A 17491-nucleotide genomic window follows, 5' to 3' on the forward strand; every position below is an offset into this window, starting at 1 on the left:
GACGACCCCTATACAATGCCCACACCATGACTGCCAACCGCACCCTCATCATCTCCGTCTTCATCGTCGCCAGTTGCGGCCTCGCCTACGAACTCATCATCGCCGCGCTGGCGAGCTATCTTTTGGGCGACAGCATTTTGCAGTTTTCTTCCGTCATCGGACTTTATCTTTTCTCGATGGGCATCGGCGCGCACCTGACTCGCTACATCAAAGACGAAGACGTGTTGCACCGCTTTATCGAAATCGAACTTTTGGTCGGCATCATCGGCGGCATTTCCGCGCTGGCATTGTTCGTCGCCTTCGGGCTTTCCGCCGCCCCGTTCCGTACCCTGCTCTACGCCTTCGTGCTGATTGTCGGCGCAGTCGTCGGCATGGAAATTCCGTTGGTGATGCGCGTGTTAAACCGCAAAGGCGCAGAGTTTAAAGAACTCGTTGCCAAAGTCCTGACCTTCGACTATTTGGGCGCACTCGCCGTTTCCTTGCTCTTTCCGCTTCTCCTCGCCCCCAAACTCGGCATGGCGCGTTCCGCCCTCTTGTTCGGCATCCTCAACGCCGCCGTCGCCTACCTGACCGCACGCGTCTTCAAAGCCGAACTGCCCCGCTACCGTGCCATCCGCCTGCGTGCGCTGATTGTCTTGTCCGTCCTCGCCGCCACCTTCGCCTACGCCGACCGCATCTCCTTCAAAGCCGAACAAAGCTATTTCGGCGACCCCGTCGTCTATCAAAGCCACTCGCCCTACCAGCGGCTCGTCGTGACCCGCTGGAAAGACGACACCCGCCTCTACATCAACGGCAACCTGCAATTCTCCTCGCGCGACGAAGCCCGTTACCACGAAGCCCTCGTCCTGCCCGCCATGCAGATGGTTCAAAACGCCGCCCGCATCCTCATCCTCGGCGGCGGCGACGGGCTGGCGGCGCGCGAAGTCTTGAAATACCCGCAGGTCAAACACGTTACCCTGGTCGATTTAGACCCCGACATGACCGCCACTTTTAAAACCTCCGCCACCTTAAGCGCGCTCAACCAAGGCTCGCTGTCCCATCCCAAAATGCACGTCGTCAACGACGATGCCGCCAAATGGCTGGAGGGGTCGTCTGAAAAATTCGACGTCATCATCATCGACCTGCCCGACCCGTCCAATTTCTCGCTGGGCAAACTCTACTCCGTCCCCATGTACCGCCTCGTCGCCCGCCATCTTCAGCCGCAGGGTAAAATCGTCGTCCAATCCACCTCGCCCTACTTCGCCCCCAACGCCTACTGGTCGGTCGTCGCCACCCTCGAAGCCGCCGGCCTGTCCACCGCGCCTTACCACGTTTACGTCCCCTCCTTCGGCGAATGGGGATTTGTGTTGGCAGGCTTCGATAAACAATTCCCTGTCCCGCAGAAATTCGACGTTCCTACGCGTTATCTGAACGCCCAAACCGCCGCCGAAATGTTCCGCTTCCCGCCCGACATGGCAAGGCGCAAGGTCGAGCCGAACTATCTGAACAACCAAATCCTCGTCAGCTATTTCGAAAGCGACTGGCGCAACGTAACCCGTTGAGCCGCTTCCCCAAAACAAAGGTCGTCTGAAAACCATTTTCAGACGACCTTTTCATCGCTATGGCTTCACAGGCTTCAAAGTCGGCAAAACCGTATCCCAAATCGCAAGGACTTCGGCTTCGCTGCGCTTCGTCCCGTCTTTTTTCTCAGTGCCAAACTGCATCATGATGCGCGGGTCGCCGCCGTCGCGCTCCCAAAAGAACATATATTTGTTGCCGCCCCATTTCACCAATTTTTCCTCGCCCGACATACCGTTGATGGTGCGTTTGCCTTGGCGGATGGTGCGGGTTAGCGCTTTAACCAATAAGCCTTTTTCTGGGTCGACTTTGCGTTGCAGCAACGTCGCTTCGTCCGCTTTCAGCACATCACCGTGCATGATTTCCAGACTCATATCATGTTGTTTGGCAAATTCGACGGTGCTATGGACTTCAAACGGTTTTTTGCCGTCATCGGCGATAAAACCGCCTATCAGGCATATACCGTGTTTATTTGGCACTTCAAATTCCTGCCTGGTTTTCAAGCCGCTAAGGATTTCTTGGCGGAATTTTTTCTCTATGGTGTTGATCGCTTCTTTCTCTTGGGCTTTCCAGTTGGCAGGGGCTTTACCGTTTTTGGCGGGAATATAGAAATAGCTGCGTACGATATAAGCGTCATTATTATCCAGCTTGAAATATAAATCGGCTTCGTAGGGCATACCTCTATTTTTAACGGTAATGCTATCTTCCCAGTCAAAATCATTGCGCGTTACCTGCATCATTGCCCGATCCGGAATCAGGGTGCGGGTATCGACGACAATATCCGTTCCATCTCTACCATTTTGCTTAGTCTCATTGATGGTGCTTACGTTTCTCTTCCAGTCGTTAAACATGACCATCACACTCCAGCCGTTATACTTAAGCCATGTACTGCCATGACGGCGTTTGGACGGCAGCCGCAATTGATAGCGGCCGCTGCAATAGGGCTGTTCGGTCCAGTAGGCGGTATCAATGGCGGATTTGGTGACGGTCGGTGAAGTTTCTGCCGATGGGGAAACGGTGGGCGTGCAGGCTGCGACGGCAAGTATTAGAGACAGCGTAGTCAGACGGATGGACATGGATAAGCTCCGTGATTGAATAGGGTCGTCTGAAAGTATAGTTTATTCAGACGACCTTTGTCATAAAACGGGCTTGGCGGTATTTATTCAACATAAGCGGAGAAATAAGAGGTATAGTGGATTAACTTTAAACCAGTACGGCGTTGCCTCGCCTTGCCGTACTATCTGTACTGTCTGCGGCTTCGTCGCCTTGTCCTGATTTACATTTAATCCACTATAAATGAATCCGACTTTCGCTGAACCGCGTGTTTGGTTTGATCCAATACCGAGAACATGGCAGAACCAACAAAAATCCTGATTGATCAAAATGTTGGTTTCTAATATGAGTTTTCGACAGGCAAAAAAAATAACCGCTGATAAGCGGTTTTTTGTGGTGCCCAGGGTCGGACTCGAACCGACACACCTTGCGGCGGGGGATTTTGAGTCCCCTGCGTCTACCAATTTCGCCACCTGGGCTGGTGAAGAAGTCGCTATTATAGCGGCGTATTCGGGCTTGTAAAGCAAAATCTTGCCTTGTTTGCAGATATATTGCTTATATTTTTGATTTTTAAAAACATTAAATTCATTTAATTTTGTTCCCGACACGCCCTACTCTTTCCACTTATATCAAACATCATTCATTTTCAGCCGAAAAACGGCATAAACCGCTATATTAAATGTTGCAAACGCGCTAAGATGACGGCGCTCGTTTCATTTTTTATTTTCAGACGACGTTCACACACCATATTTGCATTGGAGAATTTTTATGATGCCTACTGCAATCCGTACCGCCATTTTGGGCGCATTCGCCCTTACCGCACTTGCTGCCTGCAAACCTGAAGCCAAAACGCCGGAGCAAAATCCTGCACCAGCTTCAGCTGCTTCTTCAACAGCGTCCGCCCCAGCCGCAACGCCTGCTTCTTCTCCTGAAACGACCTCGCTTAATGCTGCTGCCGCTCCCAAACCGCAAGGTCCGGGAACGGATATGCGTAAAGAGGACATCGGCGGCGATTTCACGCTGACCGACGGCGACGGCAAGCCGTTCAGCTTAAGCGACCTGAAAGGCAAAGTCGTGATCCTGTCCTTCGGCTACACCCACTGCCCCGACGTTTGTCCGACCGAATTGCTGACTTACAGCGACACATTGAAACAGTTGGGCGATCAGGCGAAAGATGTGAAAGTAGTGTTCGTCAGCATCGACCCCGAGCGCGACACGCCTGAAGTCATCAGCAAATACGTCAAGCAGTTCAATCCTGAATTTATCGGTCTGACTGCGACAGGCGACCAAAGCCTGCCGGTCATCAAACAGCAATACCGCGTGGTTTCCTCCAAAGTGGTTCAGAAGGAAGACAGCGAGAACTATCTGGTTGACCACTCTTCCGGCGCGTATCTGATTGATAAAAACGGCGAAGTGGCGATTTTCTCGCCTTACGGCAGCGAACCGGCAACCATTGCCGCCGACATCAAAAAACTGCTTTGATCCGCATGGGGTCGTCTGAATGCCGGTCGCGGTTTTCAGACGACCTTTTCCCATCTGAAACATATAGTGGATTAACTAAATCAGGACAAGGCGACGAAGCCGCAGACAGTACAGATAGTACGGCAAGGCAACGCCGTACTGGTTTAAAGTTAATCCACTATACAATGGAGAAAGTCAGACCGCCTGCTTGATACAGGTTCAAAAGTCTGACGGCACACAACAACAATGACTGAAAACACGCTGACCATTGCCCTGTCCAAAGGGCGCATCTTTGAAGAAACCCTGCCGCTTTTGGCGGCGGCGGGCATTGTTCCCTCCGAAGCACCCGAAAAATCGCGCAAACTGATTATCGGCACCAACCATGAAAACATCCGCCTCGTCATCGTCCGCGCCACCGACGTGCCGACTTACGTCCAATACGGTGCGGCAGACTTCGGCATTGCGGGCAAAGACGTTTTAATCGAACACGGCGGCAGCGGGCTTTACCAGCCGCTGGATTTGCACATCGCCGAATGCCGCATGATGGTCGCCGTCCGCAAAGGTTTCGACTACGCCGCCGCCTCACAGCCCGGCAGCCGCCTGCGCATCGCGACGAAATACCCCAACATCGCCGCCGAGCATTTTGCCGGCAAAGGCGTACACGTTGACATCATCAAACTCTACGGCTCGATGGAGCTTGCACCGCTGGTCGGTTTGAGCGACGCCATCGTCGATTTGGTCTCCACCGGCAACACGCTTAAGGCAAACGGCTTGGAAGCGGTCGAACACGTTGTCGATATTTCCAGCCGTCTGGTGGTCAACAAAGCCGCATTGAAAACGAAACACGCGCTGCTGGAGCCGATTATTCAGGCGTTCGGCAGCGCAGCGAAGGCGGGGGGAGCGTTCATTTGAATGAAGATGCGTTTTCAGACGACCCTAGCCTCTCCCGCCGACAGATCGTCTGAAAATACCACCGGCAGTAAACTGTATAGGAGGATTTAAAATGGTTGCAAAAATAAAAAAATTTTCAGATTCAACCCTTTCCGTTTTGAATAACGGCGAGCGTCGGTTTTACGTCTATTGCCTGACCGACCTGAAAAAAGACAAAATTCTCTATATCGGCAAAGGCTGCGGTAATCGTATCTTCGAGCATGAACAAGCCGCCCGTTCGCAAGACGGCGACATTGACGTACCGGCACACAAAGCCATTGCCAAATGCAAGAAACTCGGCCGCCATATCATCAGCTATCATCTGACCGAAGCCGAAGCGCAAGCCGCCGAAACTGCCCTGATTCATTTCGTCAAATCCGTTGTCGGCAAAAAATTCAAAAACAAATCTGCCGGATGCGGCGCAGGCGGCATCAGCGCGGAAGCACTCGACGACCGCTTCAAATTCACGCCCTGCCCGCTTGACGACCTTAATCCCGACGGGCTGGTTCTCGCCGTCAAAATCCAAGACGCTTTGGACTTGGATACCGACGAAGAAACCGACTACAGCTTCGACAACCAAGACGATGCCAACCTCAAATCGCGCACGTTGGGCAACTGGGTTATCGGCAAAGATGCCGCGTCAAAAGTGAAATACGTTATCGGCATTCACACCGGCCTGCAAAACGCTGTTGTCAGCGCATATGAAGTGGACGTTTTCGAAACGCTTGAAGAAACCAAAAACGGCAGAAAACAAACCCGTTACCGTTTCCGTACTACCTCTCGTAGCGAAGAGGTGTTAGCCAAACTTGGTCTGCAACAAAAATGCCTGCCCGAATTGAAGTTCGGCGGAGCGGGAGAAAAAGCGTATATCAGACCCAAAACAGAGACAGAGACTGAACAAGAGAATATTCAGACGACCCCAAGTCCAAAAATAAAAAAGGAGAAAACCAAATCATGAAAAAACTCAACACCCAATCGCCTGATTTTCAAGCCGAACTCAAAGCCCTGCTGGCTTTTGAGACCGCACAAAACCCCGAAATCGACCGCATCGTCGCCGACATCTGCGCCGACGTGCAAAAGCGCGGCGATGCGGCACTCATCGAATACACCAACCGCTTCGACGGCACATCCGCCCAAACCATAGCCGACCTTATCCTCACTCAAGACGATTTGCAGGCCGCATTTGAGCGTTTGCAGCTCAAAATTCAAACCGCCTTGAAAACCGCCGCAGCGCGGGTCGAAAGCTACCACCAACGCCAAAAAATGGAATCGTGGACCTACGAAGACGAAGACGGCACGCTCTTGGGACAACAGATTACACCGCTTGACCGCGTCGGCATTTACGTCCCCGGCGGCAAAGCGGCGTATCCGAGTTCCGTCATCATGAACGCCATGCCCGCCCATGTCGCCGGCGTGAAAGAAATCATCATGGTCGTCCCCACGCCCAAAGGCGAACGCAACGACATCGTGCTTGCCGCCGCCTTCGTCGCGGGCGTCACCAAAGTCTTCACCGTCGGCGGCGCGCAGGCGGTTGCCGCACTCGCCTACGGCACCGAGTCCGTACCGCAGGTCGATAAAATCACCGGCCCGGGCAACGCCTTCGTCGCCGCCGCCAAACGGCGTGTGTTCGGCGTTGTCGGTATCGACATGGTGGCGGGGCCGTCTGAAATCCTCGTCATCGCCGACGGCACCACGCCCGCCGACTGGGTGGCGATGGATTTGTTCAGCCAGGCCGAACACGACGAAATCGCCCAAGCCATCCTCATCGGCACGTCGCAGCCCTATCTCGACGAAGTCCAAGCCGCCATGAACCGCCTCATCGAAACCATGCCCCGCCGCGACATCATCGAAGCCTCGCTCGGCAACAGGGGCGCGATGATACTCGCCAAAGACTTGGACGAAGCCTGCGAAATCGCCAACTATATTTCCCCCGAACACTTGGAATTGTCGGTAGAAAACCCGCAGGAATGGGCGAAAAAAATCCGCCACGCCGGCGCGATTTTCATGGGACGCTACACCAGCGAAAGCCTCGGCGACTACTGCGCCGGCCCCAACCACGTCCTGCCCACCAGCCGCACCGCCCGCTTCTCCTCGCCGCTGGGTACTTACGACTTCCAAAAACGCTCCAGCCTGATCCAAGTTTCCGAACAAGGCGCGCAGAAACTGGGCAAAATCGCCAGCGTGTTGGCGCACGGCGAAAGCCTGACCGCCCACGCGCGCTCAGCGGAATTGCGTTTGAAAGACTGATTCAGGCGAACCAGCCATCCCTCCAAAAGCAAAGGTCGTCTGAAAACCTGTTTTTAGGGTTTTCAGACGACCTCTATTAAAAGAAACATCATGAAACAAGCCATTCAAGAAAAACTCACCCACATCGCCCATACCGAGCCGCTGCATTTCCTGCTGGCGGTAGAGAGCGGCAGCCGCGCATGGGGCTTTGCCTCGCCCGACAGCGATTACGACGTGCGCGCCATTTATATCCGCCCGCAACCATATTATCTGCAAATCGACGAAGCGAAAGACACGTTTGAATTTATCGAAAACCAATGGTTTGACGTCGGCGGCTGGGACATCCGCAAAGCGTTGCGCCTGCTGCGGAAAAGCAATGCCGTGCTGCTCGAATGGCTGCGTTCGCCGATGGTTTATACGCAGGACGATGATTTCATCCGCCGTCTGAACGCGCTTGCGCCGCAATACGTCCAAGCCGCCGCGCTGCTGCACCATTATCGCGGCATTGCGGGCAACGCTTTGAGAAATATGGATTTGGCACAACCCATCAAACTGAAAAAATGGTTTTACGTCCTGCGCCCGCTGCTCGCGGCACGGTGGGCAGTCAAACAAGGCGGCATCCCTCCGATGACGTTGGCGGAACTGATGAGCGAATGGCAAACGGACTGCGCCGCCCAAATCGCCGATTTGGTGGCCATCAAGGCGGAACAGGATGAAAGTTACCTGCATACGCTGTCGCCCGAATTGCAACGATTGACCGTTGATTTATATAACGAAGTTTCCGAATTATCCGCCCCTGCCGCCCAAGCCGCCAACAGCGGGCCGCTGAACGAATTGTTCCGCGAAACTTTGGCAGCGGTTTATCCGTAAAACAAAAAGCAGCCTGTACAACAGTTAGGTCGAATTCTCAAATCTGACATTTTGGGTATTGTGAAAATGGATGGTAATAACAGGATCGTCAAGAGTTTTGTCGGATACCAGTATTCAGCTTGAAATCTTATTATCGAACAAATCATACGGAAATCCGGAATATGCCCCGCACCAACGCTGCCCAATCCCACGAATACCGCGCCATCCAACAGGCTGCGCAGCCCCTGTTTTCGTCGCAGAACCGTACCGAGCAGCATATGCTGACATTTCCAACGCAACATACGCTGCACATCGACAGTTACTCCGGTGAAGCAGACGGACGCAATTTGAGCGGCAGCCTGTGTCAGCTGCGCGATTCGGAAGGCGGCACGGTGACGCAATGGCAATCGCTGGACGATTCCGCAGCGTTTTACCAATACATCGCCCACAGCAACGGCAGGGATTATTTATTGTTCCGCCAAGATTTGTACGGATACAGCGTGCTGGACTTTGCCACGGGGGAAATCATGCAGTACCTGCCGCGCGCCGCGCTGGACGGTACGGAAACATTTATCTGGACGGAAGCGCATTACAATCCCGCCAACGATATGCTGGCAGTAGGTGGCTGTTATTGGGCTGCACCTTATGCCCTGCTGCTGGCAGATTTCAGCAACCCAATGTCTGCCCCGCCACGCATGACCGATGCGCTCTATGAATATATCCCAAATTTTTGGGATGATTACGATGGAGAAATAGATTTCCATGCGTGGCGCGGCACGGATTTGCTCTATACCGCACCGCTATTGGAAGAAAAAAACGCTGCGCTGAAAATTTTGACACAGGCGCAATATTTGGCTTGGTTGGAATAGGTTTCAGCCATCAATTACAAAAGGTCGTCTGAAAATGCTCACCATCGAAGACTTGCACACACAAAACCTGCTTCTGCTCGAAGCCGTTTCTGGCAGCCGCGCCTACGGTTTGGCGACGCACGAATCCGATACCGACATCAAAGGCGTGTTTTACCTGCCCAAATCGATGTTTTACGGCATGGAATACATCCCGCAAATCAGCAACGAAACCAACGACATCGTTTATTACGAACTGGGGCGGTTTATCGAGCTTTTGCTGCAAAGCAACCCGAACACGCTGGAACTGCTCGCCTCGCCGCCCGACTGCGTGCGCTACCGTTCGCCGCTGATGGACGCGTTCAAAACCGAATGGTTTGTGTCCAAAGCCTGCCGTCAGAGTTTCGCCGGATACGCCTACGGGCAAATCAAAAAAGCACGCGGGCTGAACAAGAAAATCAGCAACCCGATGTCGTCTGAAAAGAAAAGCGTACTCGATTTCTGCCACATCGTAGAAGGCGCGCAAACCGTGCCGCTGCAACACTGGCTTTCGCAACGCGAAATGGAGCAGCGGCGCGTCGGTTTGGTCAAAATCGCCCACGCCCGCGAACTCTACGCCCTGTTTTACGACCCCGACGGCACGCGCGGCTACCACGGCATCGCGCTCAAACCCGAAGCCACCAACCTCTCCCTCAGCTCCGTTCCCGAAGGCGAAACCCTGCTTGCCTACCTCTCCTTCAACCAAGATGGATACAGCAGCTACTGCCGCGAATACGCCTCCTATCAGCAATGGCTGGCGGAACGCAACGAAACGCGCTACCAAGGCACGCAGGCACACGGACAGGGCTACGACGCCAAAAACATGATGCACACCTTCCGCCTGCTCGAAACCGCCCGCGACATCGCCCGCCACGGCGAAATCCGCCCGCGCCGCCCCAACCGCGACGAACTGCTCGCCATCAAACGCGGCGAATCTTCCTACGAAGACCTGCTGGAAAAAGCAGAACGGCTGATGGCAGAAGTGGAAACAGCGTTCGACGCTTCCGACCTGCCCGAAACGGTAAATGCCGCTTCGGCGTTGGCGGCGTTGGTTGATGTGAGGGAAAAAATTTACGGATAGATGGCGAAAGGTCGTCTGAAAATGGAAGCGACGGGGTTTATCGCGAATGGACTTTATAGTGGATTAAAATTGCAATGATACGGCGTTGCCAACGCCCTTATGTACTACCCGTACACGGCGGGCGTTGCCGCCTTGTCTCATTATTATTTTAATCCACTATAAAAATCGCTCCATGTGAACCAAACATCAGCCCCATAAACAAAAAGGTCAGGTCGTCTGAAAACCTGTTTTCAGACGACCTCTATCTTTTTAAAACTCAATAATCTGTTTCAAATCAATCCGCTTCCAAAACCACTTTCATGGCTTGGTTTTCGGCGGCGTGTTTGAACACGTCGTAGGCTTTTTCCAATTCGCTGAATTTGAAACGGTGGGTCAGCATTTTGGTGTAATCGACGGCAATGCTGGAAATTGCCTTCATCAGCATTTCGGTGGTATTGGCGTTTACCAAACCGGTTGTGATGGCGAGGTTTTTAATCCAGAGTTTTTCAAGTTTGAAATCAACGGATTGACCGTGTACGCCAACAACGGCGATATGACCGCCCGGTTTGACGATGTCTTGGCACATATTCCATGTAGCGGGGATGCCGACGGCTTCGATGGCGCAGTCCACGCCGTCGTCGCCGACGATGGCAAAGACTTGTTTGAATACGTCGCCTGAAGCCGGGCTGACGGTATGGGTTGCGCCCAATTCTTTCGCCAGTTTCAAACGGTTTTCGTCCATATCGCAGACGATGATGGCGGCGGGGCTGTACAGTTGGGCGGTCAGCAAGGCGGACATACCGACAGGGCCTGCGCCTGCGATGAAGACGGTGTCGCCGGGTTTGACATCGCCGTATTGCACGCCGATTTCGTGGGCGGTCGGCAAGGCGTCGCTCAACAGCAGGGCGACTTCTTCATTGACATTGTCGGGCAGCGGAACAAGGCTGTTGTCGGCATAAGGCGTGCGGACGTATTCGGCTTGCGTGCCGTCGATCATGTAGCCCAAAATCCAGCCGCCGTTGCGGCAGTGTGAATAGAGTTGGATTTTGCAGTTGTCGCAAGTACAGCATTTGCTGACGCATGAAATAATGACTTTATCGCCGACTTTGATGTTTTTTACAGCCTCGCCGACTTCTTCTACAATACCGATGCCTTCATGGCCGAGAATACGGCCGTCGGCGACTTCGGGGTTTTTGCCTTTCCAAATACCCAAGTCGGTACCGCAAATCGTGGTTTTGACGATTTTCACCACCGCATCGGTCGGATCGATAATCTGCGGACGGGTTTTTTCTTCAAAACGGATGTCGTTTGCGCCGTGATAAACCATTGCTTTCATGCTGATACTCCTTGCTTGTTGATAAATGATTTCAATACTGCAATAAAGTCTCTTTATATGAGTTATATACCCCTATAAAACGTAAGTCAATAAGAATTATTTTCACAATGTTATACCATAACATTTTGTTTTCAATATAAATAAAACCACTGATTGATATTAATGAACACACCCATCCCCTTCTCCGAACGGCTCCTCCGCTGGCAAAAACAATACGGCAGGCACCACCTCCCTTGGCAGGTCAAAAACCCTTATTGCGTCTGGCTTTCCGAAATCATGCTCCAGCAGACGCAGGTTGCCACCGTGTTGGACTACTATCCGCGTTTCTTGGAAAAATTCCCGACCGTACAAACGCTTGCCGCCGCGCCGCAAGACGAAGTGTTGTCGTTGTGGGCGGGTTTGGGCTATTACAGCCGCGCGCGCAATCTGCACAAAGCCGCGCAACAAGTCGTCGAACAATTCGGCGGTACGTTTCCGTCGGAGCGCAAAGACTTGGAAACCCTCTGCGGCGTAGGCAGAAGCACCGCCGCCGCCATTTGCGCCTTTGCCTTCAACCGCCGCGAAACCATTTTGGACGGCAACGTCAAACGCGTACTCTGCCGCGTGTTCGCCCGCGACGGCAATCCGCAGGACAAAAAATTTGAAAACTCGCTCTGGACGCTTGCCGAAAGCCTGCTGCCGTCTGAAAACGCCGATATGCCTGCCTATACGCAAGGTTTGATGGACTTGGGCGCAACCGTGTGCAAACGGACAAAACCCTTGTGTCATCAATGTCCGATGGCGGATATCTGCGAAGCGAAAAAGCAAAACCGCATCGCCGAGCTGCCGCGCAAAAAAACCGCCCCCGAAGTGCAAACCCTGCCGCTTTACTGGCTGATTGTCCGCAATCCAGACGGCGCAATCCTGCTGGAAAAACGCCCCGCCAAAGGCATTTGGGGCGGGCTGTATTGCGTGCCGTGTTTTGAAAAATTAGACGAAACATACGCTTGTGCCGAGAAGCTCGGCATTTTTTCAGACGACCTTTCCGAGCAACCCGCCCTTACCCACCGCCTGACGCATCGTTTATTGATGATTACGTCGTTTGAAGCGCAAATCAGTTCGTCTGACACGCTGACCCGTTCTGAAAACGCATCAAAAGATAACCGCTTCTGGGTGAAACCCGAAAATTTGGCGGATTACGGTTTGCCCAAACCGCTGGCAGATTATTTGAAACAACGGCAGCAGGCATTGTTTTAAAAATGCTTGAAAACCAAACACACAGCATCCAACTCTAAAACACAATAAACATACCCGCGCGTTATACAAACCCTCCCGCGCCCGTCAGGAATCCCATGCACACACTCCCCCTGCTTACCCAACAGTTCGCCGAACTCTCGCCGTTTTTCTATTCCCGCGTTTCCCCTGAGCCGCTGACCGCACCCTACTGGGTCGCGTTCAACACCGATTTGGCGGCAGAGTTGAATCTGGATACAGATTTTCAGACGACCGCCAACCTTGCCTACCTCAGCGGTAACGCGCCGCAATACGCGCCTGCACCCATTGCCAGTGTTTACAGCGGCCATCAGTTCGGCGTCTATACCCCGCGTCTTGGCGACGGGCGCGCGATCTTGATTGGCGATTCCGTCGATGCCGCGGGACAACGCCAAGAGTGGCAGCTCAAGGGCGCAGGCAAAACGCCCTACTCCCGCTTTGCCGACGGGCGCGCCGTCTTGCGCTCCTCCATCCGCGAATACCTCTGTTCCGAAGCCATGCACGGTCTCGGCATCCCCACGACCCGCGCCCTCGCCCTGTGCGGCAGCGACGACCCCGTTTATCGTGAAACCGTCGAAACCGCCGCCGTCCTGACCCGCATCGCCCCGAGCTTTCTGCGTTTCGGCCATTTCGAATACTTCTATTACACCGGCCGCGAAGCCGAAATCCAACAACTTGCCGACTACCTCATCCGGCATTACTACCCCGACTGCCGAGATGCCGACAATCCCTACGCCGCCCTGTTGGAACAAATCCGCAACCGCACCGCCGATACCGTCGCCGCATGGCAAAGCGTCGGCTTCTGCCACGGCGTAATGAATACCGACAACATGTCTGCACTGGGGCTGACCATAGATTACGGCCCATTCGGTTTCCTCGACGACTACGACCGCCGCCACGTCTGCAACCACTCCGATACCCAAGGCCGCTACGCCTACAATGCCCAGCCCTACGTCGCCCATTGGAATTTCGCCGCCCTCGCCTCCTGCTTCGACGCCCTCGTCCCACACGACACCCTCGAACAGCTCATCGACGGCTGGACAGAAGTTTTTCAGACGACCTATTTAGAAAAAATGCGTCGTAAACTCGGTTTGCAGCAAGCAGACAAAAGAGACGACGAAAGCCTTATCGCCGACCTCTTCGCCGCCCTGCAAGACCAAAAAACCGACTTCACCCTGTTTTTCAGAAATCTGTCCGAAGTCAGCAATACACACGGCGAACCCCTCCCGCCCAAACTCGAACAGACCTTCAAAAACGGCGTCCCGCCCGCCTTCATCCGCTGGCTCGGACGCTACCGCCAACGCCTGCGCGCCGAAAGCAGCGTTCCCGCCGAACGCGCAATACGCATGAACCTGACCAACCCGCTCTACATCCTGCGCAACTACCTTGCCGAACAAGCCATCGCCCAAGCCAGAAACGGCGTCTACCGCGAAATCGAACGCCTGCGCCGCTGCCTCGCCCGTCCCTTTGACGAACAGGCAGAGTTCGCCGACCTTGCCGAACCACCTCCCGAAGGCAGCATGCCGGTTTGCGTCAGTTGTTCAAGTTAGACGTTGAAGAAGACAAAAAGGTCGTCTGAAAATATTCAGACGACCTTGACCGTAAAGAACGATATCAACAAAAATACACCCATGCCCCATTTAAACGGCGGCACATCTTTTGCAACCAACCAAACAGACCGACCCAAAAAAGGAAAACAGATGAAAACCATCCGCATCAAAATCTGCGGCATCACCCGCCCCGAAGACGCCCGAAAAGCCGCCGAGCTGTGCGTCGATGCCATCGGTTTGGTTTTTTACGCCGCCAGCAAACGCGCCGTCACGCCCGAACAGGCAAAAAAAATCGTAGCAGCCCTTCCCCCTTTCGTCTCCGTCGTTGCCTTATTCGTCAATGAAACAGCAGAAACCATCCGCGAAACCCTCCGGCAAGTGCCCATCGACATCATCCAATTTCACGGCGACGAAGACGATGAATTTTGCCGTCAGTTTGACCGCCCCTATCTCAAAGCCATACGCGTCCAATCCGCTTCAGACATCGAAGCCGCACAAACCCGATTCCCCAACTCCCGCGCCCTATTGTTTGATGCCTACCATCCCAACGAATACGGCGGCACAGGTCTGAGCTTCGACTGGACACTGCTGCCGGACAATCTGACCAAACCTTGGATTCTGGCAGGCGGCTTGACCCCGCAAAATATCGTGGCAGCCATCCAAACCAGCAATGCCGCGGCAGTCGATGTTTCAGGCGGCGTGGAAAGTGCCGGCGGCATCAAAGACGAAGCCAAAATGGCTGCCTTCATCCAAGCCGTCCGCGCCATTCGGTAAACCTTTTGGTCACAAAAAGCGTTGGTGCATTTTATGCCGTTTTATATGGAACAGGCATCCTGTATCTTATACAACACACAATTTACCCATTGATTTATATAGATTTTAAAAAGAACAGGGCGATTACCTGACATTTGGCAAGCAGACAATCTGCCGTTTTCTCAAAAAATAGAAAATTTTTGCATATAAAAATTTGACAAAACGATGCCTTTCGTAGATAATAACGCCCGTTGAGTTGCTTGATGCAGCTTGATTTTTCTCCTCTATTTCTCCTTTGTAGACTTGGCGCATATCCCAAACGATATGCGCATTTTTTTATCTTGATTTTCTAAGTTTAAAATAAAATCAAATAAAACAAGATATTCCCATCTACTTCAATTCTCACGCACACAAAAATCCATCTTTAGAAAACGTATCATCCCCAATAAAAAATCAACAAACACCCACCGTTTACCCTCCCCTGTCAAAGCAAAAATAATGGTTGCAAAGCGTGTTTCCTCTTTTCCCTCCTCCGTTAATTTGAAATACCGATAAAAAAGGTCGTCTGAAAACAAAAAATCCGTTTTCAGACGACCTTTTAAAATCATTCGGTATTATTCGGCGTTGTTTTGTGCCACTTCTTCAGTTTCAGCGGCTGCACCGACTTGTTCGGCTTCTAATACCTCAGTTTTCGCTGCCTGTTTGGCCGCTTGGCGCTCGGCTTGTTCTGCCAAAGCCTGCTGGACAAACGGATGCTGTTGGGCGATGGCTTGTTCTTCCGCGCTGACTTCGCCTTTGAAGCGGTTGTTCAAATCAAAACGTTTTCCGCCGCGCGCCAGGGCTTTGAGGTAGCGGGGGCGGCGGCAATGGTTGGCGAGGACGCGGGCGATCAGGGCAGGGTCGTATTGGGGCAGCGCGGCAACAAGGTCTTGGTCGATGCCGACGGCCAGCGGTTTGAATCGTTTGAAGACGTCGTATTTGCCGTAGATGTGGTCGGCAATCATGTCGGTCTGTTTTTTCTTGCTCATGGTTTGGACGGCGGATTTCAAAGCTGCGCCCAAAGCGGTTTCTTGTGTCATGTCGTTTGTATTCCTCTAAAATAAAGCCGTGCGTTTCGCTATGGCACGGTAATGGCGGTATTTTAGTATAAAGCCTGTGTTTTGGCTAAGTTTTTTTGCGAATGTTCGATTGTAAATGTTTATTTGCGGACAAGCCGGCACACTTATCTCAATAGGCGTTGAGAAAGGTCGTCTGAAAATGTTCGGCACAATCCGTCATGTTTGTTTTCAGACGACCTCTTTAGATTTTATCTTCACTACTTGGTAATGTCTGGCGTATCGACAACTACGTCGGCATTTTGCGCGCGATGGCGCAGGGCGTGGTCGATGAGGACTAACGCGAGCATGGCTTCGGCGATGGGGGCGGCGCGCAGGCCGACGCAGGGGTCGTGTCTGCCGTGAGTGGCGAGTTCGACGGGGTTGCCGTTGATGTCGATGCTGCGGCGCGGGGTAGCGATGGAGCTGGTGGGCTTGATGGCGATGTTGACGTGGATGTCTTGTCCGGTGCTGATGCCGCCGAGGATGCCGCCGGAGTGGTTGGACAGGAAGCCTTGCGGGGTGAGTTCGTCGCCGTGTTCGCTGCCGCGTTGGACGACGCTGCCGAAACCTGCGCCGATTTCCACGCCTTTGACGGCATTGATGCCCATCATGGCGTAGGCGATTTCGGCATCGAGGCGGTCGAAGACGGGCTCGCCTAAGCCGACAGGGACGTTGGCCGCTTCGATATGCAGTTTCGCGCCGACGGAATCTAACGATTTGCGCACGCTGTCCATATAGTTTTCCAGCTCGGCAATTTGGCTTTGGTTGGCGGCGAAGAAGGGATTTTGGGAAATGTGTTCGTAACCTTCAAACTGAATTTCTTTTTCGCCGACTTGGGTAACGTAGGCGGTGATTTCCGTGCCGAATTTTTCTTTCAGCCATTTTTTGGCAACGGCTCCGGCGGCAACGCGGGCGGCTGTTTCGCGGGCAGAGCTCCTGCCGCCGCCGCGGTAGTCGCGCGTGCCGTATTTGTGCCAATAGGTATAGTCGGCGTGGCCGGGACGGAAGCTGGTGGCGATATTGCCGTAGTCTTTACTGCGTTGGTCGGTATTGCGGATTAAGAGGGCGATGGGGGTGCCGGTGGTTTTGCCTTCGAAGACGCCGGAGAGGATTTCGACTTGGTCGGCTTCGCGGCGTTGGGTAACGTGGCGGCTGGTGCCGGGTTTGCGCCGGTCGAGATCGGCTTGGATGTCTGATTCGGCCAATGCCAGTCCGGGCGGGCAGCCGTCGATGATGCAGCCCAAACCTGCGCCGTGGCTTTCGCCGAAGGTGGTAACGGTGAAGAGTTGTCCGAAAGTGTTGCCTGCCATGTTTCCCTCTATCGGTCATTTGCTGAAAGATGACGGATTTTAGCATACAAAGGTCGTCTGAAACGCTTTCGGCGGGCGAATCCTGCCTTTGAGACCTTTGCAAAAAAGCCCTTCCTCCGACAACCGAAACCCCAACACAGGTTTTCGGCTGTTTTCGTTTCAAATATCCACTGA

At 53.4% G+C, this 17491-nt stretch carries 15 protein-coding genes and 1 tRNA gene; 11 read left to right on the plus strand and 5 right to left on the minus strand.

Annotated features, from left to right (window positions below):
• Nucleotides 1-26 precede the first annotated feature (26 nt).
• Complete coding sequence (locus H3L95_RS06720; RefSeq protein ID WP_040668618.1) at nucleotides 27-1541, plus strand: polyamine aminopropyltransferase; 1515 nt, start codon at nucleotides 27-29, stop codon at nucleotides 1539-1541.
• Between the two features lie 57 nt (nucleotides 1542-1598).
• On the opposite strand, the gene H3L95_RS06725 is transcribed toward H3L95_RS06720, so the two are convergent.
• Together H3L95_RS06725 and H3L95_RS06735 are read right to left on the minus strand one after the other, a co-directional pair.
• Nucleotides 1599-2633 (minus strand): T6SS immunity protein Tli4 family protein, encoded by a 1035-nt coding sequence (locus tag H3L95_RS06725; RefSeq protein WP_040668615.1) that lies wholly within the window; start codon nucleotides 2631-2633, stop codon nucleotides 1599-1601.
• Nucleotides 2634-3004: 371 nt separating this feature from the next.
• Nucleotides 3005-3089, minus strand: a tRNA-Leu gene (locus tag H3L95_RS06735).
• A 289-nt stretch (nucleotides 3090-3378) separates the two neighbouring features.
• Here H3L95_RS06735 and H3L95_RS06740 point away from each other — a divergent pair.
• The 7 genes from H3L95_RS06740 (at nucleotide 3379) to H3L95_RS06770 (ending at nucleotide 10041) form a co-directional block, all read left to right on the plus strand.
• Nucleotides 3379-4092, plus strand: coding sequence for an SCO family protein (locus H3L95_RS06740; protein WP_003759006.1), 714 nt, complete (start codon nucleotides 3379-3381; stop codon nucleotides 4090-4092).
• Between the two features lie 225 nt (nucleotides 4093-4317).
• Nucleotides 4318-4983 (plus strand): ATP phosphoribosyltransferase, encoded by a 666-nt coding sequence (hisG, locus tag H3L95_RS06745; protein WP_182096237.1) that lies wholly within the window; start codon nucleotides 4318-4320, stop codon nucleotides 4981-4983.
• A gap of 91 nt (nucleotides 4984-5074) precedes the next feature.
• Nucleotides 5075-5959, plus strand: a complete 885-nt coding sequence (locus tag H3L95_RS06750) for an endonuclease (RefSeq protein ID WP_182096238.1) — start codon at nucleotides 5075-5077, stop codon at nucleotides 5957-5959.
• Nucleotides 5956-7248 (plus strand): histidinol dehydrogenase, encoded by a 1293-nt coding sequence (hisD, locus tag H3L95_RS06755; RefSeq protein WP_003758996.1) that lies wholly within the window; start codon nucleotides 5956-5958, stop codon nucleotides 7246-7248. Before H3L95_RS06750 ends, hisD begins: the two co-directional genes overlap by 4 nt.
• A gap of 90 nt (nucleotides 7249-7338) precedes the next feature.
• Nucleotides 7339-8097, plus strand: coding sequence for a nucleotidyltransferase domain-containing protein (locus H3L95_RS06760; protein WP_003758993.1), 759 nt, complete (start codon nucleotides 7339-7341; stop codon nucleotides 8095-8097).
• A gap of 161 nt (nucleotides 8098-8258) precedes the next feature.
• Entirely contained in the window at nucleotides 8259-8945 is a 687-nt protein-coding gene (locus H3L95_RS06765; RefSeq protein ID WP_182096239.1) for a cysteine synthase, read from the plus strand.
• 34 nt (nucleotides 8946-8979) lie between these two features.
• Nucleotides 8980-10041 carry a DNA polymerase beta superfamily protein gene (locus H3L95_RS06770; protein WP_003758986.1) on the plus strand — a complete coding sequence of 354 codons (1062 nt, stop codon included), beginning with the start codon at nucleotides 8980-8982 and terminating at the stop codon, nucleotides 10039-10041.
• A gap of 274 nt (nucleotides 10042-10315) precedes the next feature.
• Here H3L95_RS06770 and H3L95_RS06775 read toward each other — a convergent pair whose 3' ends face one another.
• Entirely contained in the window at nucleotides 10316-11356 is a 1041-nt protein-coding gene (locus H3L95_RS06775; protein WP_003758984.1) for a zinc-dependent alcohol dehydrogenase family protein, read from the minus strand.
• Nucleotides 11357-11518: 162 nt separating this feature from the next.
• Between H3L95_RS06775 and mutY the strand changes: the two genes are divergently transcribed.
• The 3 genes from mutY (at nucleotide 11519) to H3L95_RS06790 (ending at nucleotide 14931) form a co-directional block, all read left to right on the plus strand.
• Nucleotides 11519-12592: an A/G-specific adenine glycosylase gene (gene mutY, locus H3L95_RS06780; RefSeq protein ID WP_040668613.1), complete on the plus strand. Its 1074-nt coding sequence runs from the start codon at nucleotides 11519-11521 to the stop codon at nucleotides 12590-12592.
• A 95-nt stretch (nucleotides 12593-12687) separates the two neighbouring features.
• On the plus strand, nucleotides 12688-14157 hold the full coding sequence (locus tag H3L95_RS06785) for a protein adenylyltransferase SelO (RefSeq protein ID WP_003758976.1): 1470 nt from the start codon (nucleotides 12688-12690) through the stop codon (nucleotides 14155-14157).
• Between the two features lie 150 nt (nucleotides 14158-14307).
• Nucleotides 14308-14931, plus strand: coding sequence for a phosphoribosylanthranilate isomerase (locus H3L95_RS06790; protein ID WP_040668632.1), 624 nt, complete (start codon nucleotides 14308-14310; stop codon nucleotides 14929-14931).
• A gap of 593 nt (nucleotides 14932-15524) precedes the next feature.
• Here H3L95_RS06790 and H3L95_RS06795 read toward each other — a convergent pair.
• The gene (locus tag H3L95_RS06795; protein WP_003758968.1) at nucleotides 15525-15989 is read right to left on the minus strand and encodes a ProQ/FINO family protein; all 465 of its coding nucleotides are present in this window, start codon (nucleotides 15987-15989) and stop codon (nucleotides 15525-15527) included.
• A gap of 236 nt (nucleotides 15990-16225) precedes the next feature.
• On the minus strand, nucleotides 16226-17317 hold the full coding sequence (gene aroC, locus H3L95_RS06800) for a chorismate synthase (RefSeq protein ID WP_003758960.1): 1092 nt from the start codon (nucleotides 17315-17317) through the stop codon (nucleotides 16226-16228).
• Between the last annotated feature and the right edge of the window lie 174 nt (nucleotides 17318-17491).

Origin of the sequence: Neisseria sicca (genome assembly GCF_014054945.1) — a bacterium.
In the GTDB taxonomy this organism is placed as follows: domain Bacteria; phylum Pseudomonadota; class Gammaproteobacteria; order Burkholderiales; family Neisseriaceae; genus Neisseria; species Neisseria sicca.